Origin of the sequence: Burkholderia sp. (assembly GCF_018375725.1) — a bacterium.
In the GTDB taxonomy this organism is placed as follows: domain Bacteria; phylum Pseudomonadota; class Gammaproteobacteria; order Burkholderiales; family Burkholderiaceae; genus Burkholderia.
Genome location: NZ_JAHACR010000014.1, coordinates 1 through 20,789, shown reverse-complemented (window position 1 = coordinate 20,789; position 20,789 = coordinate 1). Strand labels below are relative to the sequence as shown.

Below are 20,789 nucleotides of genomic sequence, written 5' to 3'. Positions count from 1 at the left end.
TGTCTTTGAACGATAGTCGTGTCTGAACGACATAAAAACGAAATGTTCGACGCGTGGCCATAGTCTTGGCGATGTTTTCATGGTAGAAGCGCGAAGTGGTGACGCTTACGGGGCATTTGATGGCCGGTTTTATCCAGTTTTCATCGTCTGATCGGAAGGGCTGAGGGAGTGTTTCAGTCTACCGCGCAAGATGACTGGCCCATTCGATTCGCTGATTTTTTTGTGACATCGCGCTCTGGCGCAAAAATAAATTTTATGCAAAGCACGCAATACGCGGGAATGGCCGACAGCAAACCAGAGGGGGCTTTGGAAGGGCAGGCGATTCTGTTGGCACTGAAAGCGCACTATGCAGAAATAGTCTTGCCTATCTGGCGCGCGGCCGGATACAACCCGCAATTAGGTCTGGCTTATGAATCTGTCGCCTCCCAAACGGCCGAGCCCCTAGCGCCGACTCGATATCGAGCAATGGCATGTGCAAGGCAATTGTTCGTGTTCGCGCTCGCGGGGGAACTGGAGCATGCAGGATTGCTCTTCAAGTCTCTGAAAGAGCGATTTCAGGATGAGGAGCATGGTGGGTGGATTTTTAGCGTCGATCCACAAGGTAACCCCGGCGAGTGCAAGAAAGATCTCTATACGCATGCTTTTGTTGTGTTTGCAGCTGCGGAATACGCACGCCTCTCCGGTAATAATGAAGCGCTTTCGGTCGTCGATGAGACCTCCGATCTGATTCTTAATCGCTTTTTTGTTTCAAGTGGCACGCCGGGCCTACTCAATGCTGCAATGTCCGCCGATTTTTCAACGGTAATCGAAGAGCCAGCGCAGAATCCGTTGATGCATTTGACCGAAGCTTGGCTCGCGGCACGCGCGGCCACTGGAGATAGTCGGTATGACGAACGGCTGGAGGAGTTGATTCGCGTGGTTGCAGACCACTTCAACGACGAAGCTACCGGCTGCATTCTCGAGCTACCGAGAGGTACACAAGGTAACCGGATCGAACCAGGCCATCAGTTCGAGTGGTATTTCCTCGCTTACGGCAGCGCTCACCCGGCATTCGAAGCCACGGGTATGCGTGAGTCGCTGACGCGGGCTTTCGATTTTGCATATCTGCATGGCGTTGACCCTATTACTGGGGGCGTCTGCGCGGCAGTCGACGAAGCTGGTCAGATGCTTGATCCAACGCAGCGAATCTGGGCGCAGACGGAATATCTGCGCGCCCTTGCGACGCATGCGTCATTCGAAGTGAACGCCCGGCTGCCGGGCGCGGCATCGCGCTTCAAAGAGCGTTTCCTGCACGATCGCGGCTGGTTTGAATGCCTGTCGGCCGACGGCATGGTTTCGCGCACCGATATGCCATCGACCACGCCGTACCACCTGGCAACGGCATTCCTCGCGCTGCCCTGAACAAATAGCGGCCTGACTGAACGCGAAACGTCCTCCGATCAATTATCGATTTGCATCGAAGCATGAATCTGAATTTCTCGAAGTCTTCCGTCCTGGTTACCGGCGACGTCATGCTGGACCGCTATTGGTTTGGCGATACCACGCGTATTTCGCCGGAGGCGCCCGTGCCGGTCGTCCACGTTTCGCGTGCGCGGGCGACTGCGGGCGGCGCGGCTAACGTCGCGGTCAACATTTCCAATCTCGGCTCGAAAAGCGGGCTGATTTCCGTCGTCGGTGCTGATGAGGCTGGGCGTGAATTGGCGGCCATTCTGGATTCGGCCAGGGTCAATTGTCACTTCCTGGAAGCCGACGATTTTCCGACTGTCGTGAAACTGCGACTCCTCGCACGCGGCCAGCAAGTGGTGCGCGCCGACTTCGAGGAGCGCCCCGAGCGTGAGCTCCTGCTTCCGCTGATCGATATTTTCTCGAAACAGGTCATCGATCATTCGGTAGTTGTTTTTTCCGACTACGGTAAGGGCGGCCTTTGCCATCTCCAGAGCATGATGGAGATGGCGTTGGCGAAGCGGAAGATCGTACTCGTCGACCCGAAGGGCTCTGATTACTCAGCCTATCGCGGTGCAACTCTGTTGACGCCTAACCGTGACGAGTTCGCGCTGGTTGCGGGACGTTGGAGTTCGAATAGCGAGTTCGAAAAGAAAGCATTCAAATTGTGTGACGAGCTTCAATTGAAGGCTTTGCTCGTCACGCGCTCGGAGGAAGGTATGAGCCTTTTCTCCAATGGCAAGCATTTGCATATCAAGGCGGAAGCGCGCGAAGTGTACGATGTGTCGGGTGCAGGCGATACGGTGATTGCGACTCTCGCTGTCGCGCTGTCCGACGGCTACTCGCTTGAAGACGCCGCATTCGTTGCAAATCGGGCCGCCGGAGTGGTGGTTGGCAAGGTGGGTACGGCGCCGATTACGCTCGAAGAATTGGAGCACTCGCTAGCATAACCACTTGTTGACAAAGCTTCGCGAACGGGCGTCACCCGCTATGCGAGGATGTCGTCGAATATGGATACTGGTTCGCCCCGGACTTGTGTGCTTTGGATAGACGAAGCGCGAGAAGTGGGATAAATCGGTTCTCTGGTGTTAATGGGATGAACAAAATACACGAAGCACTGACAATCAGTCCACAGACATCGGTGGCGGCGAGCGTCGCGCTGGAAAATGATGTCGAAACGGACATCGGCCTCGGAACCATCGCGTACGAAAACATCCATGCGCCTGTCTTTCACGCATGGCTGAAGATGGGGCGTGAAAATCGCCGCCACGCGCTGCGCGATCGCTACGTGTTTTACTCGTACGCAAGCTGCGTGGGCGCGCACGTGACTGAACTGATGCGCCATGATTTTGCCGAGGGTGATGCATTCGTCGCTGATGTGCTGGAGAACATTTCGTACCTGGTGGAAGCGCGTATTTCCTTCACCGAGGAATGGTTCAAGGGGCTGGAGCAACTCGCCGGCGACTTCACGACGATGAATTTCCTACCTGAGGCCCGCACGCTGGTTGCCGTCGGCATGCGAACCGGCGTGAAGAAGTTTCCGCGCTTGACGCAGGCGCTTTCGGTTCACGCCGCATATCTGGATGCGCTGGCCGGGCGTGTCGATGATGCATGCGCAGTTGCGCTTCGACTAATTCAGCGCCCGTACCTGCTTCCAAGCCGGCGCGAATTGCCTGCATTTTGTCATCGGCTCGTTTATATCCTTGCCGCAGGTAACCGGCTGCGCGAATACCGCCTCGTCTTGTGGACGGGGCTGGCTCTGCGTCAAACCAGTGGGCAGTTGCGCGATTCTTTCGCGGCACAGATTGCGAAGACATACCGTGGTGTGTTTCGCGCGCTAGTATTGAACGGCGACGTGCCGCTCAAGTATCGCATTCTGATCTTGCCGTCCTATACGGCCAGCCTGATTGCAAGCGTTCCGCCGCTGCGCTCGATTGGTCTGCATAAGCCGTTTAGGCTGCTGGGTTTGGCTGTGTCGATGCTTTCGGAAAAATTTCTGATCAAGAAGAGCGAATTGTTTCGCCCTGCTGGCGTGGCTGCCAGGGCGCGCGAAGACGCGCTCGCGTTGAAGCAGGTCGGTACGAAGGAGCGCAGGATTCTCGTGACGCGGGCGATGGGGGGGATCGGCGATCTCTTTATGATGACGCCGGGTCTACTGGCGTTGAAGCAGAAATATCCGCAGGCATTGATCGACTTCGCGATTCCCAAGTCGTTTCATGCGGTATTTGAGGGGCTGCCGGGCATTCGCCTGCTCAATATCGACGATGATCCAATCGAGATTCAGAAGTACAAGCGTTGGGTAAATCTGACCGACTGTCCCGCCGGGAAACTGGAGTCTAAGCAATACCCGAACGTGCGTCAAAACCGCATTGAAATTTTTGCGCGCTCGATGGGCATTTCAAAGCCCCGTTTGAGCCGCACGCATGGTTTTCTGCCGTTCTATAGTGTGCGCGAAGACGAACGTGAATGGGCACAACGTTATCTGCAACAGATCAATCCTGAAGGGCGTCCGGTTATTGGCGTGCAGCCTTTTGCGGCGGATAGCTATCGCAACTGGCCGCATATGGAAAAGCTAGTCGAAGAGCTTTCGCACAAGTATTGCGTGCTCGTGTTCCATCATGAGCCGCTGAATGGCTTCCGATTTGACAACGTCACGACGGTTGTGGAGCCGTTGCGAAACAGCATTGCGCTCGCAAGTCTCTGCGAACGCCTCGTCGTGCTGGATTCGTCGTTCCTCCATATCGCGGCCGCGCTGAAGGTGCCCACAATCGCCATCTTTGGTGCGATCAGTGGCCGCCTGCGGACCAAGGATTACCCGAACATCCAGCTTCTCGCACCAAGCAAGGCAGAATTTCCGTGCTATCCGTGCTGGCGTCATGAACACAAGCCGTGTCATTTGACCAACGGGCGCGAGAGCATCTGTCTGCGCGCGATTTCGGTCGACAGCGTGGTGTCCGGTTTGAAGAAAGATCTGTCGCAGTGGCGTGAGCTGCCATCTGTTGGCAACAAGATCGTCACGTGGATGCGCTTCGGCGGCGAGTGATTACAGTGGAAACGAATACACACTATGCGCAAGATCCTCTATCACCATATTCCGAAGACGGGCGGCCAGTCGCTGGCGCTGCGTCTGGCTTCCGCGTTCGCGCTTGGCCGTTCAAGCTACATGGCAGGCGATTTGAGTTTTCCCGAAGGGCGTGAGAAGCTGCGCGACCTGCTCACGAAGAAAGATTTCGTCGAAGCGCACATCAACGGCCCAGTCCTGGACGGCTTCGACGAACTCGACGTGCTGGTCACCGTGCGTGACCCCATTGCGCAGATCGTATCGAACTACCTGCACATTCTCCGCGAGCCGGCGAATACGCTGCATAGGGTCGCGCATCTGCTGTCGCCGGAACAATTTTTCGATCAGTATGGGGACTTCTTCTGCAATCATCAGACGCGTTATTTCGTGTCCGCGTTTCGCGACGTGGGGATCGACACCCGGCAGGTCGTCGGGATGACGATGCTCATGCTCGATTGCCTGGAGTACGTCAAATGGCTCGTGCCAACTGAATCGATCGACGATTTCTGCTTTCTCTGGCAGGTCGAGAATCAGCGCGTAATGTCGCATCAGGATCTACGAACGAATGTGGCCGAAACCGAACGCGGGGAAAAGGATCAACTGGCCCGCATCGTTTCGAAGCGGCCGGAACTGTATTCCGTCGATCTATTGCTTTGGCAGGCCGCGCGAGACAGGTTTCTTGCCTACAAGAAGCGCATGTCGAAGCTGGTCTTCTCGGACGCATCAACAAATAATTGGGGGCGTGTCTGGTCTGAGGGGACGAGCGCAATTCTGCTTGGCGAGGGTTGGCATCAGCCGTATTTCACGGATCACGGAGTGGAATACTGGGCGGGCCCGCAGAACTTTTCCGAGGTGCAGATCAAGCGGGCTGCGTCGCAACGATGGCTGATGTTTACCGTTCACGTATTCCACCGGGTTGCTGACGACGAGGTCCGATTCCATAAGACTGATGGCACACCGCTGCCCATGCAATTCCGTCGCATCAACAATCAGCAAGTGACGTATGCGATCGATCTGGATGGTTTGAGCGAATCGGATGTGGCGCATCTGCGCGTGCCGGAAGTTTGGTCACCCGCGATGGTTGATCATAGACTATCCGACGTGGCGCGCCGTAGCGTCGCAACGTCGAACTGGCATCTCGCATCGGCTGCACCCGAAGGGTTGGAGGTTGCTGCGTAGATTGGGGAAGGTACGCCATCTTGAATGTTAAAGGGGGCCGGCGAAAGCGGCACCCTCGCGTTGTACTTGAGCGCCCGGATGGCTCAGGCGCATCAAGGCAACGCGAAAAAAGAAGTCAGCCGATCCTGTTGATAAAGACGTTGTTGACCGAGCCCGATGCGCCCTCTTCAGTCCGCAGCCGGATTTCGATGTCGCCCCTGGCACGGTGGAGATGAAAGGGCACTTTCAACCATCGTTCGGTACGAAGCAGCTTCACGGGATATTCCCTCAGTACGACGACACGTCCGCAGTCACATGCAACATCCAGATACAAGGTATCGTTCGTCGTGAAATCGTCGGCGAGTTTCACATGGGCGACGTAGGTACCTGCTTCCAGGCTCACATACGGTCCCGACATGATATGGCCGCGGCGATTCGGATCGAATCGCGGCCGCGTCGTGTCGCCGGGAAAATCCATGCGGTGCAGGAGTTCTTCACCTTGCCGGCCTTCGGCAATATCACTGTCGTCGCGTGTAACTTCGAACGACGCGCGAAGTGCCGGAATGCCAAGATTCGAAACGGGTTTCTTCTTGATCAGCGCATGCGTGAGTACCGTATTCATGCCCACCGCCGAACCGGCAACGGGAAGTGAAATCGAGAGTCGGAAAAAATCCGGATTGAGGCGCTCGACGTCATCGTTGAAGTGAAAATAACGCGTCACATGGGCGGGCACATCGGGGCCAAACACATCGGTCCGGAATTCGACCTCGCCGGTCTTGATTCTTTCTCGCAAGTACCAGTTTGGTGCGACGGCGAGTTTGAACTCGTGTAGCGTTCCGTTTGCTCCGATTGCTCCGTCTCCGATCCAGGACAGCGCACTGCCCAGCACTCTGCGTTCGGTACTGATGAATTCGTTCAGGTCGAAAGAACCCCGATCGAGCAGGAAGTTGCGAATGATGCCGCGCAACGCGCCATAGCGCTTGAGCTCCTCGGCCATCCAATGATCGAAATAGTCGACGTACTGGAGATTGACATTCGGAATTCCCTCGATGTTCTTGGCGTTCTCGACGTCGAGCGGATCCGCGCGCGAAACATACACATCGAGCGACCTTGCGGGCCATTTGGCGAGGATCGTTCGCACGTCTTTGATCGTCGTTGGCACCTCCGTCAGTTTCTCAAAGAAACGGGTGAAGCGCCCGTCGGCGAGAATGTTGCAAGTTCGAGTGCAAACCGTGGTTTGCGGCGAAATCGCGACAATTTTGTCGGCTTCGAGGCGTGCACCGAGCAAAATCGCACCGAAAGCGCCCATGCTGTCGCCTATAAAGAGCATGCGCTTGTAGCGTGAGCGCAGCGGCGTGAGATAAGCGACGACCTCTTCGTGCGTGGCGCCGACCCCGTCGATACCTTTCGTGTACCAAGCGTTGTCGAGATCCTTTAGCAGAACCGCAGCAAAGTCGCTGCTACGGGTCAGAGATGAAAAATCAAACGTGTTGATTTTCGAATTGTCCGCGTTGTATGACGTCAGCGCGACAATGAGAGATTCTGCATCGATCAGATTCTCTTGTTTCCACATGATTACTGGCCGGTTTCAAGTGCGAGGTGCAACACCGCGCGAGTTACTGAGTGGAGGGCAATCAGTGCTCGGCATCGAGCAGCGATTCGCCCGCAGTTGCGGATCGCAAGCTGTTGCTCACGATTGGCGCGGCGTCTCATAGTAGCTGTAGGCGGAATCGACGTCGGGGAAATACTTGAGCTCCCCGGAGTCGAGTACATAGGCTTTGGAGCAATGTTCCCTGATCATGTGTGGGTCGTGCGAAACCATGATCATGGCTCGATTGGCGCGTCTGCCAAATAGTTCGGTGTGACACTTGCGCTGGAATTCTGAATCACCTACTGCAATGACTTCGTCGATCAGGAAGCAGTCGAACTCTACGGCCATTGACATGGCGAACGCCAATTTGGCGCGCATTCCGTTCGAGTAACGCTTGACCGGTTCGCGCAGGTATTTGCCCAGTTCCGTGAATTCTTCGACGAAGGGCAGCGCTTTCTGATAAGACGTGTTATAGACCCGGCAGATAAAACGCAGATTATCGAGCCCGGTGAGACTACCTTGAAAGCCACCGGAGAAGGCGAGCGGCCAGGACACACTCATACCGCGCTTGATTTGTCCCGACGTCGGCAGTTCGGTACCGCTGATGAGCCGGATTAGCGTGGATTTGCCCGCGCCATTCTTGCCGAGGATGCCCACATGCTCACCGCGCTCGATCGTACAGTTGATCTCGCTGAGGACCGTGCGTTTGCCATCGCGAACTTCGTATTTCTTGCAAATGTTTACAAGTTCGATCATTGTGTTTCCACTCGTTTCGATGCGCCGCGCACGACCAGCAGGCCAAGCCATGTGATTGCGAGACATACTGCACAGGTATAGGGCACGTTGTAGTAAGGGGTGATGTCCTTACCGAAATAGCCGTATCGGAACAACTCAGCGCAGTTGGATGCCGGGAACAGCATTACGATGTCGCGCAGACTCGGCGGCAGATAGCTGGTCATGACAAACGCGCCAGAGACCGGCAACTGGAAATAGGAAATCGGATGCCAAAGACGCTCGACAACTTCGCTGTATTCGGTGAGCCCGCCAATCAACATGCCCATTGCCGCGGTATACCATCCGAGCAGCACCCAGCCCAAGATCATATTGAGCACGTTCGCTGGCGGCGGGATCAGGCCCATCAGCATGAGGCCCACGAGCAGGGCGACGATCGACAGTGTGACACCTGCAATTTCCAGAATGATGCGGGAAATGAATAGATCGATGACCCGCACGTTGCGGTGAAACAACAGCGAGGCATTGGGCGTGATTGCCAGCGCGCAACGGCCAATGCCATTGCGCCATACCAGCACGGTCGAATAGCTGGTGACCGCGAACGCGATGATGTTGATGTGCTGCGACGAAGTTGATTTATGGACGATGCTCCATAGCCCGATTACACCGATGGTAAACAGCATGGGCTCGGCAAACAGCCACGCAAAACCAATATTGTGTCGACCATAGCGCGTAATGATTTCGCGCATGATCAAGGCATGGACGACGCGCGCCTGAATGCGCAGGGACTGCATGAATGGCGTAGTCGATGTGCTCATACCGTCAGTCTTGATGCTCGCGAACGCTGGCGATCAGAAGGCTGAGGACGCCCCACAGAATTAGGCCAACACAGAACGTGGCTGCGATGCCGCGAAGGCGTTTGGGTTCGATGGCGATATCTGGGGCATTCGGCTGCACCAATACTTCAAGATAGAGCTGCTTTCTTTCCGCGTCTGCACGCGCATTGTCGAGCGACGCCATGGCCGAAGCGAGTTGCTTGTCGGCGAGTTGCGCGTCTAATACAAGTCGGGTGTATTCACTGGCCTTTTGCGAAAGTGAATTCTTGCCGCCCGCTACACTGCCGGTTGCGACATCGACCTGTTTTTCGATGGTGGCAATATACGTTTTCAGTGCAGGAATCTGGGGGTTCTGGGGTGATACGGCCTGAAGCTGGCCCAGTTGCGATTGTGCCGCGAATAGTTGCGTTTGCAGGCTGGTCACTTGCTGGAGTTGCAGTGCCGATTGCTTTTCCGGGTCGAAGACCGTGTGGCTATTTCGGTAGAGCGCCAGTTCCGACGCGGCGTCCTTGGCCTTGGCGACAGCTACGTCCACTTGGCGCTGCGCGAACGTGATGGCGTCCGAGGCGGCGCGAGCATTGAGGCGGTTAATCAACCGTTCACTGATTTCGACGAGCGTATTGTTGATGCGCTCCGCATCAGCAGCCGAATAAGCCCGTGTCGTCAAGGTGGTAATCGAAGAGATCGGATCCAGCTTCGCTTCGACAATATGATTTGAATAGTACTTCCAAAGCGATTCGAAACTGTTGTCGAAAGAAGTATGAAATCGACTAATAAAGTCGCCCTGTCGAGAGTAGGAGTGAAGAATATAATTATTCTGATCCAATTCGCGCAGTGCGTCGCGCGATTGGATATAATCCAGAACCGGGTAGGTGTCGTCCTCGGAGCGCGAAATTCCGGTGCCTTCGAGCAGCGCGCCCACCATGCTCATTTTTGGCTGTTGCTGTGCACTGCGAACGACAAAGCGGGACTCAGAAACATAGACGTCCGATGCAATAAAACCGTAATAAATTGCAGCCAGCGCGGTCGGTGCAACAACGGTCAGCGCGAAGAGTCGATTGACACCTTTAATTTGATCTAGAAAGTTTTTTTGCGGCTTGGCGGTTGTGTTTGACATGCTGCTTGTTACGTTGTTTGAGTTGTATTCCGGGTCATTCGTAGCCCGCTGCTATGACTGTATGGGCTGAGAGCTTCACGTCGCGTTTGGGGTCTATCGGGCAATGGCCGTTTCGGAAGGGCTGGCTCAGTTTTGCTGGATCTTCAGTTGGCCTCGGGGTCTTGCGCGGTTATTCGCCATGCGTTTGAGCGATTATAGCTCGGTCCTATTGTTTTCGAGTAATCGTTAATTTTGACGTGCGCGGTCGGGGCGGCATGATCGGGCTGCCGGCGCTTGAGTGGCTTTGTCGCCGTGGTTCCATCTTTGAAGGGAATGCCGTCATAAGCTGATCGATTTCTTCGGCATCGCGGATCGTCCTCCAGATCTATTCGGCCGCTTCAATTAGCTTGAACGCCATCCGGAGGACGGTCGAGCGTGACAGGCAGTTGCGCGCGAGGTCCGTGCGATGGCGCACCGTTTCGAGCGTCAATTCAATCGGGTTCGTGCTCCGCACGTGTGGCCGATGCCCGTTCGGGGCGTCGTGGAATTCGGCCAGCGCGTCGCGATTCTTCGTGATTTTCTCTGCGGCCAGCGGGTGTTTGGCCACATACGTGTCGACGAACTAGTTGAGCGCGATGATTGGATCGGCACTCGTCGCTGCGTTCTAGATCTCCGCGTGCCAGCCTCGGCCTTGTCGTGCTGCGACTTGGATATCGCATTGGGGATGTTTAAATCTGGTAAAGTCAGCACCGCTGATGCCGTGTCTGCGGGAAGATATCTTCAAACTCTGATCACCACCCTATCGATTTGTTGCCGACCGCGAGCAACGGCGGGGCTTGGGGCGCTACGCGCGTTCAGATTGAGCAGCAACTCGCACCATGATTCCTTTGATTCACGATATCCGTCGATGAGCGCCAGCGGGTATTGGCTGTTGGTTTACCGGATGATCGGCTGCGTCCCTTGCTCGATTAGATCGTGCAGGGTGGGCGCTCTCTCGATTTATGCTACTGCTGTTTGACTGTTGCTCGTTTCCTGCGTATGTTTCGCCATGATGCTGGAGTTCGATTGAGGGGGGGGCCGTGGAAAGATGCATTTTCCTTCAATCGTCGCCGCCTTTCCTTCTCTTTCGTGCGCCGTGTACACCGGATTCGATGATAATTCATTGTTTTTAGAAGAGAAGAGTGGTTTCTCGATGTATTAACCCATACGCCACACGATGCGATAAGCTTCCGCGAGGCGGGCGCTTGTCTATAATTCCTGATCAGGGAGTTAATATCGACGCCGAACGGCAAGCCATGCGTCGCATGGGCCTAAGCGGACTACTTGGGAATGCGGGGATGGTATATTGGGGATGACTTCACCGGCAAAACGGGCTGCGCTCGGTAGTCGAGTAGGGTTGTCAGGCGGACGATGCGCGGGAAACGCGTGGTGAGCGCATCACGCGAAAATGCTTTCTGGATGGGACGCCAGTGGCGGCAAGCCGCGCGGTGGGTCATTCGGCAAGTAATTTAGGCGGATTGAGTGTGTTGCGCGTACAACGTTCTAAGATAAAGGGGTTTGTTAGTCGGGCTTTGAGATGCCCATCCGGCTTGTTTCTTGTGTCCGAGGGGGCGCTTAAGTAGCGTTGCTGCCGAATCAGAAGGTTCGGCAACAGACAGGGAAAGCGAGTTCGATAATAAGTCACAAAATCTGGCAAAGCTCTGGCTCGCGATCAAAGAATATACGTATGCGCCGTTCATTCCTTGCCTTGCAAGGCACTGCATCCCCTTTTTTTAGTAAACTTGCGATCGTATTGCGCGCTCGGGGGAACTTTGTTCGCAGGATCAATTTTTGTGGTGGTGACCATGCATACAGCGCTGATGAAGGCGCGCAAGACTATCTCGATGAAATTGCACATTTGAAGGCGTGGTATCGCGACACGATGGAGCGCGAAGCCTGCACAGATGTCGTGCTTTTCGGTGACTGCCGCGAGATACATCGTCCGGTTCACGATGTTGCGCAAATGCTTGGTGCGCGCGTTCACGTTTTCGAGGAAGGTTACGTACGGCCGCACTGGGTCACGCTCGAACGTCATGGCGTGAACGGACGCTCGCTGTTGCCGCGCGATCCGCTGGCGTACCTCGATGCGCGTCCTGGACTGCCAGCGGTGCCCCCAAGCAATCCTACCGGTTACAACCTCTACGAGCGCGCGTATCACGACATCAAATATCGACTCGCAAACACGCTGTACGCGAAACGATACCCGCACTATCGTAGCCATCGTCCCCGTAATGGCTTTCAGGAATATGCCGGGCTTGCCTGGCGTCTATTGCAACAGCACCAAGTGTACGAACGCGAGGCCGAGCGCGTGACGCGCACATTGCTGGAGCAAAGATCGCCTTACTATTTGTTTCCCTTGCAGTTGAATTCCGATTCGCAGATCGTTGTGCATTCGCCATTCGCCGGTGTACGCGAGGCGATCTCGGTTGTGATGCATTCTTTTGCACATCACGCGCCGGCGGGTTCCCTGCTGGTCATCAAAAATCACCCTTTGGATACAGGGTTGATCGGTTATCGCAAATTTGCCGCGCAACTCGCGAATGAATTAGGAATTGCTAGGCGATTGCGGTTTATTGATGCCGGTCATTTGCCAACCCTGTTGGACAATTCGCGCGGCGTCATCGTTGTAAACAGCACCGTCGGCTTGTCGGCGATTCACCACGCCCGGCCGGTGATCGCCTTGGGAGCGGCGATCTACTCGATGGAGGGCTTGACATGGCAAGGTCGACTCGAGGATTTCTGGACCCAGGGGGAAAAGCCCGATATGGACCTCTATAAGGCTTTTCTGGACTACGTGATCCATCACACGCAAATCAACGGTGATTTTTACACTCGTACCGGCATCGAAATGGCGGTCGCGGGCGCGGTTCGTCGTCTGGAGGCGGTCGGGCATGCATAGAGCCAGCAATGCGCCTCGTCACCTCGCCGTCACAGGTGCCAGTGCCGGCATAGGCCGTGCCCTTGCGCTCGCTTACGCCGCACCAGGCGTAACGCTCGGTCTGGTCGGTCGTAACCCCGAGCGCCTCGAAGATTGTGCCGAAGCTTGTCGTGCCAAAGGCGCGGTCGTCATCACAGCCTCACTTGACGTCCGCGATGCCACTGCCGTATGCGACTGGCTCAACGAATTTGACGACAAACATCCCATCGATCTCCTCATCGCCAACGCAGGCGTGGCGAGTACGCTTGCTCACGCCAACGACTGGGAAGGACAGGGGCGCACGACCAGCATCGTCGATACGAACTTCTACGGTGCGCTCAACGCCGCGCTGCCAGTGACCGAGCGAATGCGCGCGCGCCGTCGTGGCCACATCGCGCTGATTTGCTCGATCGCAGCCTTGCGCGGTATGGCCATTTCTCCAGCCTACTGCGCCAGCAAAGCCGCGCTCAAAGCTTGGGGGGATTCTGTGCGGCCGGTGCTCGCACGCGACAACATCCGCGTATCGATAGTTTTGCCGGGCTTCGTCAAAACTGCGATGAGCGACGTCTTCCCCGGAGACAAGCCCTTCATGTGGTCGCCCGAAAAAGCCGCGAGCCATATACAGAGCAAGCTCGCGGCAGGCCGCTCAGAAATCGCTTTTCCGGCACTGCTCGCCTTCGGTATGCGCCTGCTCGCGCTACTGCCGGCGAGGCTCGCCGACGCCATCCTCGGTCGCATGTCGTATCTGCCGCGCGAGGAACGTTAGTGTGACTTCATCGATTTCAGTCTTGCTAACGTTTCCGTGTGCCGCTGCGTTGTCTCTCGCGGCAGATGCAATCGCGCTCCCGCGCGCCGGCTGGCGACGCGCACCATGCGCGCTCGCACTGCATATCGTGAGCGTGTTGTTCTTCGCCTGCCTGATTTGCGCGCTTACGCGCCGGCCTTTTTTCTCAGCATTCATCGCACTGGGTCTCGTCGGCTTAATGAGCGGCGTGAGCAATGCAAAATTCGCTTCATTACGCGAGCCGTTCGTTTTTACCGACCTGAGCCTATTCAGCCAGCTATTCGCGCACCCGCGGCTTTACTTGCCATTTCTGCGCATGCAGACGGTGGGCGCAATCGTCGCGGGCGTGCTTCTGCTCGTCGGCGGATTTTTTCTGGATGCGACGGTGTCTGTGCGTGTAGCGGAGTTCTGTACGCTAGCTGCCGCTGTCTGTCTGATCGTCTGCTATACGTTCGCAGCGCGCTTGCATCTCACGCTTGATCCGCTCGAAGACCAACGCCGTCACGGCTTTTTCTCGGTATTCGTCGCTTATCTGCTTAACGGCATGTGTCGCGCAACCTTTCGCAGTTTTGAGCGCGCGATGTCGGCTTGCCCATTCGCGCATGCCGCCGCGCCCGCGAATCGTCCCGACGTCATCGTTATCCAGAGCGAGTCTTTCTTCGACGCGCGTCAATCAAGCGCGGCAATCAAGTCTTCTCTCTACACGCATTTCGATATTGCGCTGCGCGAGTCGACCACGCACGGCGAACTCGACGTCCCCGCTTGGGGCGCGAACACCATGCGCTCGTAATTTGCACTGCTTTCGGGCGTGCCGTCGAGCGTACTAGGCTACGCACGCTTCTATCCCTACGCCTTCGTGCGCCGCGCGTGCGCATCGCTGGCCGGTTGGTTTCGCCGCGCCGGATACGAAACTATCGCGATTCATCCGTATCATGCCAATTTCTTCGGCCGCGACCGCGTTTTCCCACGCCTCGGTTTCGATCGTTTCCTTGACATCCGCGCCTTCGCACAAGCCCGCCGCGCGGGCCCGTACATCTCGGACGAAAGCGTTTTCGATCGTATCGTTAAGGAACTGGATTCGTCGCGCTCGAAACCGGCATTCATCTTCGCGATGACGATGGAAAATCACGGTCCGCTGCATCTGGAGGCTGTAGAGGCGGCCGAATCCGGTCGCTATCACAACCTCGGGGAAGATCCTGCGTTCCACGATCTCACTGCGTACCTGCGGCACATCGCGAACGCGGACGCCATGATTGGTCGACTGATTGCGTATCTGCGCGCTTGCCGCCGCGACACCGTGCTGTGCTTTTACGGCGATCACGTGCCCGCGCTGCCGCACATATTCGAGCGGCTCGGCAACGTACCGAGCCGAAGTAACTACTTCATTTGGCGAAATTTCGGAGATCGTTCCGCCGAGAGGCACGATTTGTCCATCGAGCATCTTGGCGCCGCCGTGCTCCAGGCCATGGCAACAGCGAAACGACGTGGCGCGTCGAATGTCACGTCGGAAAAAACAGAACAGATATGAATAGCAAGATCGCAATCGTCGGCATGTCGTGCCGATTTCCCGGGGGTGTGCAGGGGCTTGACGAATTCTGGCATCTGCTCAAAAGCGAGAAGGACGCCGTCACCAAAATCCCCCCCGACCGCTTCGGCACCGACTTCTACCAGCACCCATCCAAACGCGAGCCGGGCAAGAGCTACACATTCGCGGCGGGTGCGCTCGACGACGTCGCGGGCTTCGACGCCGCCTTCTTCGGCATTTCTCCGCGCGAAGCCACCCAGATGGATCCACAGCAGCGCCTGCTGCTCGAGCTCGCCTGGGAAGCTTTCGAGGATGCCGGCATCCGTCCCGCCGACATGCGCGGCGGCAATTGCGGCGTCTTTGTCGGCGCCGCGAGCATGGATTACGGCAACCGCAACATGGACGATCTCAATCTGATCGATCCATATTCCGCCACGGGCAACACCCTCAGCATCGCGTCGAACCGCGTGTCCTATCTGTTCGATCTGCATGGCCCGAGCATGACGGTCGACACCGCGTGCTCGTCGTCGCTCGTCGCGCTGCATCAGGCGATCCAGGCGCTTCAGTCCGGCGAGACCGACATGGCGCTCGCCGGCGGCGTTAATTTGCTGTTGCATCCGTTCGGCTTCGTCAGTTTCTCGAAGGCGTCGATGCTGTCGCCGCGTGGCCGCTGCCGCGCGTTCGACGCAACGGGTGACGGCTACGTGCGTTCGGAAGGCGGTGCGTTCGTGCTGCTCAAGCCGCTCGACCGCGCGATCGCCGATGGCGATACGATCCACGCAGTGATCGCCGGCTCCGGCGTGAACGCCGTCGGTCATTCGCAAGGCGGGATCAGCGTGCCGGGCGCGGCCGCGCAGGCAGCGTTGTTGCGCAGCGTCTACGCGCGCGCGGGCATCGACCCGCGATCGCTCGCATACGTCGAAGCGCACGGCACGGGCACGGCGGTCGGCGATCCGATCGAGGCCCGCGCATTGATCGACGTCGCGTCGGCAGGGCGTCCGGCAGACCGGCCGCTCCTCATCGGTTCGGTGAAAACCAACATCGGCCACCTCGAAACGGCATCCGGCATGGCCGGCCTGCTGAAGGCCGTGCTGTGCCTGAAGCATCGCGCAGTGCCGCGCTCGCTGCATTTTGTCACGCCGAATCCGAACATCGACTTCGACGGCGGGCGCCTGCGTGTCGTCGATCGCTACATGCCGCTCGAAGCGGGCGATGCGCCGCTGACGGTCGGCGTCAACTCGTTCGGCTTCGGCGGCACCAACGCGCACGTCGTGCTGATGGAGGCGCCGTCGGCGGAAGCCGTCGCGCAAGCATCTTCGTCGGCCTTGCCAGCGTCGCCGTCGCCGCTCGTGCTGACGGCGCGCAGTGCGAAGGCACTCGGCGCGCTCGCTGGCCGCTATCTTGCGATGCTCGACAGTGGCAGCGACTGGCAGGCGCTTGCCGCCGCAGCCACGCGCCGTCGCCAATGGTTCGAGCATCGCGCCATCGTTGCGCCGGCCGACGTCGCCGAAGGGCGCGCGGCGCTCGCAGCATTGGCCGAACCGTCGCCGGATGCGCTGCCGGCCTGTGTCGTGATGGGCGATGCGCCAGCCGATGCGGCGCGCACCGCACTCGTATTCTCCGGTAATGGCTGCCAGTGGGCCGGCATGGGCAAGCAGCTGTATGCGCAGGAACCGGTGTTCCGTGCAGCGCTCGACGAGGTCGACGCGCTGTGGTGCGCGGACGGCAGCCCGTCGCTGGTCGACGTGATGCGCGAGGGGGCGAGTGCGGAGTGGCTCACCGCGACGGAAAACGCGCAGCCGCTGCTGTTTGCCATCCAGGTAGGCATGACGCGTGTGATCGATGCGCGTGGCGTGCGCTACGACGCTGCGATCGGTCACAGCGTCGGCGAGATCGCAGCCGCATGGGTGACGGGGGCGCTGTCGCTTGCCGATGCGGTCCGTGTGATCAAGATTCGCAGCAGGGCGCAGGCGATGACGCGCGGCAGCGGACGAATGGCGGCGGTAGGTCTCGCGGAGACGGCGGCGCGCGAACTGATCGAGACTCACGGCCTCGCGCGGATCGTGGAAGTCGCGGGCGTCAACAGTCCGGATTCCGTGACGCTTGCGGGTTCGCTGCAGGGTTTGCAGGCGATCGAGGCGTCGCTGCGCGGCAGCGCGGTGTTCTTCCAGATGCTGGATCTCGACTATGCGTTCCACAGCAGCCATATGGATCGCATCGAGCCCACCGTGCTTGCCGAGCTGGCCGATATCCGGCCTCAGCCGGGCAACGGCGGCTTCGTGTCGACCGTGACGGGCGGCGCGCTGTCTGGCAGCGCGCTGGATGCGTCGTACTGGTGGCGCAATATCCGCGAGCCGGTGCTGTTCGGCGCGGGCATCGAGCATCTGATTGCGGAAGGCGTGCGGCTTTTCGTCGAAGTCTCTCCGCATCCGATTCTCCGCACCTACGTGAAGCAGACGCTGGCCGCCGCGAAGGCGGTCGGCGTTTCGCTGCCGACGCTCAAGCGTCAGCATGACAGTGCGGCGCTGCTGCACCATTCGATTCTGGCGGCGGTCGCGCACGGTGTGGCCGTCGATCCCGACCGTTTCGCGCCGGGCGCGTCGCGCGCCGCACTGCCGACTTATCCGTGGCAACGCGATCGCTACTGGCTCGTGCCGACCGTCGAGGGATACGGCCTCGTCAATCGCCATCGTCAGCATCCGCTGCTCGGCTATCGTCTGCACGAACACGCATTTGCGTGGGAGAACCAGCTCGATCCGGTCAAGCTGCCGATGCTCGCGGATCACGTGGTGGACGGCGGTGTTGCCTTCCCCGGCGCGGGTTACGTCGAGATGGCGCTGGCCGCCGCGCGGGTGTTCTTCGACACGCCGGATGCGGCGCTCGAAAACGTCGAGATCCGCTCGCCGGTCGTGTTCCAGGCGCAGCAGGCAAAGCTGTTCCGGCTGATGATCGACCCGCGCACGGCGACCTTCGTGATCGAGACGCGCGACCGGATGACGGACAGTCCGTGGATGCTCAACGTGACGGGGCGGATGCTCGCGAGCGGCAATACGCTTGACGCGCACAGCGTCATGCCGCGCGCGGCACTCGACCAGATGCTTGCGTTGCCGGCGATGCCCGGCGACATGCTTTACGACAGCACGGTCGCGATCGGCCTGAGTTACGGCCCGGCTTTCCGCTGGGTGCGCGCGGTGCGCGTATCGGGCGACGAGGCGCTGGCGGATCTGGAAGCGCCTGTCGCATGCGGCGACGCGCGCGCGCTGGCTGCCTATGTGCTGCATCCGGCCCTGATGGACAGCGGGTTCCATCCGTTGTTCGCGCTGCTCGCCGCGCATGCGCCTGCGGGCCAGCATCCGGCTTACGTGCCGGTTCAGATCGGTCGGGTCGATTATCTGCGCGGCGACACCGTCGCACGCGTGCTTGCGCGGATCGACCGGCGCAGCCCGCACTCTGTCGTCGCGACATTCGAGTTCCTGGACGCGCAAGGTGCGGTGGTCGCCCGGTTGGGCGGTTGCCGGTTCAGGCGCGTCGATCTTGTCGGTCGCCGCCAGGCGCCGCCGGCACGGTTTGTCTATCGGCTCGAGGAGATGCCGCTGCCGGACGACTTCGACGCGCGCGACCTGTCGGCGCCGGCCGAGCTGCTGGAACAGGCGGTGGCCCGTCTCGGAACCGGCGAGGACAGCGCGCGCCGCGCGCGGCATCTGACCGAAATGCTGCCGCTGCTCGATGTGCTGGCGAGCCTGTTTGCGTTGCGCGCGTTCGATGCGCTTGGCGTCTTCGACGGACGCTGGCTGCCGTCGCAGGAGCACGTCGCGTTCGCCGGGCGGCTCGCCGACATGCTGGTCGAGGACGGTCTGGCGCATCGCGATGGCGGTTTGCTCGTCCGCGACGATGCGGCCTGCGCGGCGTTGCCGTCCCTCGACGAACTCTGGCGCGGCCTGCTTGCCGAGTCGCCGGGCCATATCGCCGAACTGACGCTGCTCGCGCAGTGCGGCGCGGCGCTGCCTGACGTGCTGCGCGGCGACCAGGCGGCCGCTGATGTCCTGTCGCCGACGGGGCACAGCCTTGTCGAGCATTTTTTCGCGGCGTCGCCGACCTGGAGCCACGCGCATGCGTTGCTGAACGCGTGCGTCGAACAGGCCGTCGAAGCGTGGCGTTCGCCACGCCGGCTGCGCGTGCTTGAGCTCGACGCATCGGGCAGCGATGTATTGCAAACGCTGGGCGTCAATCTGTCGCCGTCGCGTTGCGACTACATGATCGCCGCGACGCCCGAATTGCTGGCCGGTTTCGACGCCGACTCGGATCCTGCACGGCGCACGGTCGCGCTGCAGCCGGGCGAGCGTCTCGCGTTGTCTGGCGACGAGGCCGGGCCGTACGACGTCGTGCTCGCCGACCGCGCGCTGAGCGGCCGTCACGACCCGCTCGATGCACTGGGCGCGATCCGCGCATGGCTCGCCCCGGGTGGTGTGCTGGTACTTGCCGAGGGGAGTCGCAGCCGGTTGACCGACATCGTTTTCGGTATTCAGGCGGCGGCGGATGCGGTTGGCAGCGCGGCGCCGGCGGCGTCGCTTGCACCTGCCGATATCGAGGCGATGCTGGCTCGCGCGGGGTTCGTCGATATCGCGCGCCACGCTGAACAAGGGCTTGATCTCGAAGCTGCGCCGACGATCATCGTCGCGCGTAACCCGGTCATGCCGGCTTCGATCGGTGCGTCCCTGCGCGAAACGGACAACCGCGGCTCGCTCGCGGGCGTCGAGCGATGGATCGTGCTGCACGAACCGGATGCGTCCGATGCATTCGGCCCGGCGCTCGCGGAGGCATTGATGGGCGCAGGTTGCTCGGCCGAGGCGGTCGGGACGGCGCACGCGCTCGAATGCCTCGCTGCATTGCCCGCTGCGCAACCCTGTCACGTCGTGTTTTGCGCGCCTGGAACGGTGCTTGGCGAAGATGCGGCGGGCGAGGATCTGATGCGCGCGCAGCAGAAGGGCGTCGTCGCGCTTGCCGAACTGGTGCGTGCGCTCGATGCCCGGTCGGGCGCGGCAGCGCGGCTGACTGTCGTTACGCGCGGTGCGGCGCCGTTCGCCGGGGCCGCTTCCGCCCATCCCGAGCAGGCGACTGTGTGGGGGCTGGGCCGTGTCCTGGCGAACGAGCATCCGGAACTTGCATGCCGGTTGATCGACGTGGATCCCGGACGCACCGATGCCGTCGCGGCACTCATGCGCGAGTTGACCGGGAACGCCGCCGAGGAAGAGGTCGTACTGACGCGTGACGGGCGGCGGGTGCCGCGCATGCTGACGGCTGCACGGGCCGACGCGTGCACAGCCACGCGTGCTGTACAGCCTGCGGTGCTGGGTTTCGATGCGCCGGGTTCGCTGCGGAACCTCGAATGGTTCGCGCTGCCGGAACGGGTGCTGGCGCCTGGCGAGATCGAGATCGAGCCGGTCGCGACGGGTCTTAACTTCCGCGACGTGATGTATGCGATGGGCCTGTTGTCCGACGAGGCGGTCGAGACCGGTTTCGCGGGCGCCACCATTGGCATGGAGCTGTCCGGCCGCGTGGTCCGGATCGGCGCAGATGTGGCGGACTTCGCGCCCGGCGATGCCGTGC

The 20,789-nt window shown here is 59.5% G+C and carries 12 protein-coding genes and 1 pseudogene; 8 read left to right on the top strand and 5 right to left on the bottom strand.

From position 1 onward, the window contains the following. Window positions 1-279 precede the first annotated feature (279 nt). From KH616_RS04445 to KH616_RS04430, 4 genes are all read left to right on the top strand, one after another. A complete protein-coding gene (locus tag KH616_RS04445; RefSeq protein ID WP_292237351.1) occupies window positions 280-1,401 on the top strand; it encodes an AGE family epimerase/isomerase in 1,122 nt (373 codons plus the stop codon). A 62-nt stretch (window positions 1,402-1,463) separates the two neighbouring features. Next, window positions 1,464-2,393 carry a D-glycero-beta-D-manno-heptose-7-phosphate kinase gene (gene rfaE1 / locus KH616_RS04440; protein ID WP_292237349.1) on the top strand — a complete coding sequence of 310 codons (930 nt, stop codon included), beginning with the start codon at window positions 1,464-1,466 and terminating at the stop codon, window positions 2,391-2,393. A 146-nt stretch (window positions 2,394-2,539) separates the two neighbouring features. Then, a complete protein-coding gene (locus KH616_RS04435) occupies window positions 2,540-4,486 on the top strand; it encodes a glycosyltransferase family 9 protein (protein ID WP_292237347.1) in 1,947 nt (648 codons plus the stop codon). Between the two features lie 24 nt (window positions 4,487-4,510). Next, a complete protein-coding gene (locus KH616_RS04430; protein WP_292237345.1) occupies window positions 4,511-5,683 on the top strand; it encodes a hypothetical protein in 1,173 nt (390 codons plus the stop codon). A gap of 115 nt (window positions 5,684-5,798) precedes the next feature. On the opposite strand, the gene KH616_RS04425 is transcribed toward KH616_RS04430, so the two are convergent. The 5 genes from KH616_RS04425 to KH616_RS04405 all read right to left on the bottom strand — a co-directional run bounded on the left by KH616_RS04425 (window position 5,799) and on the right by KH616_RS04405 (window position 10,524). After that, complete coding sequence (locus KH616_RS04425; RefSeq protein ID WP_292237343.1) at window positions 5,799-7,235, bottom strand: hypothetical protein; 1,437 nt, start codon at window positions 7,233-7,235, stop codon at window positions 5,799-5,801. A gap of 117 nt (window positions 7,236-7,352) precedes the next feature. Next, window positions 7,353-8,009 carry an ABC transporter ATP-binding protein gene (locus tag KH616_RS04420; protein ID WP_292237341.1) on the bottom strand — a complete coding sequence of 219 codons (657 nt, stop codon included), beginning with the start codon at window positions 8,007-8,009 and terminating at the stop codon, window positions 7,353-7,355. Next, window positions 8,006-8,803, bottom strand: coding sequence for an ABC transporter permease (locus KH616_RS04415; protein WP_292237339.1), 798 nt, complete (start codon window positions 8,801-8,803; stop codon window positions 8,006-8,008). The genes KH616_RS04420 and KH616_RS04415 overlap by 4 nt, the downstream gene beginning before the upstream one ends. A 4-nt stretch (window positions 8,804-8,807) precedes the next feature. Continuing rightward, entirely contained in the window at window positions 8,808-9,938 is a 1,131-nt protein-coding gene (locus KH616_RS04410) for a hypothetical protein (protein WP_292237338.1), read from the bottom strand. Between the two features lie 364 nt (window positions 9,939-10,302). Next, the gene (locus tag KH616_RS04405) at window positions 10,303-10,524 is read right to left on the bottom strand and encodes a hypothetical protein (protein ID WP_292237337.1); all 222 of its coding nucleotides are present in this window, start codon (window positions 10,522-10,524) and stop codon (window positions 10,303-10,305) included. Window positions 10,525-11,643: 1,119 nt separating this feature from the next. Between KH616_RS04405 and KH616_RS04400 the strand changes: the two genes are divergently transcribed. From KH616_RS04400 to KH616_RS04385, 4 genes and pseudogenes are all read left to right on the top strand, one after another. Beyond that, on the top strand, window positions 11,644-12,855 hold the full coding sequence (locus tag KH616_RS04400) for a capsular biosynthesis protein (protein WP_292237336.1): 1,212 nt from the start codon (window positions 11,644-11,646) through the stop codon (window positions 12,853-12,855). Further along, on the top strand, window positions 12,848-13,639 hold the full coding sequence (locus KH616_RS04395; RefSeq protein WP_292237335.1) for an SDR family NAD(P)-dependent oxidoreductase: 792 nt from the start codon (window positions 12,848-12,850) through the stop codon (window positions 13,637-13,639). The genes KH616_RS04400 and KH616_RS04395 overlap by 8 nt, the downstream gene beginning before the upstream one ends. Before the next feature lies 1 nt (window position 13,640). Beyond that, window positions 13,641-15,185, top strand: a pseudogene (locus KH616_RS04390) (LTA synthase family protein). Then, the coding region (locus tag KH616_RS04385; RefSeq protein WP_292237334.1) for a type I polyketide synthase at window positions 15,182-20,789 on the top strand (5,608 nt) is incomplete at its 3' end. The pseudogene KH616_RS04390 and the gene KH616_RS04385, both read left to right, overlap by 4 nt.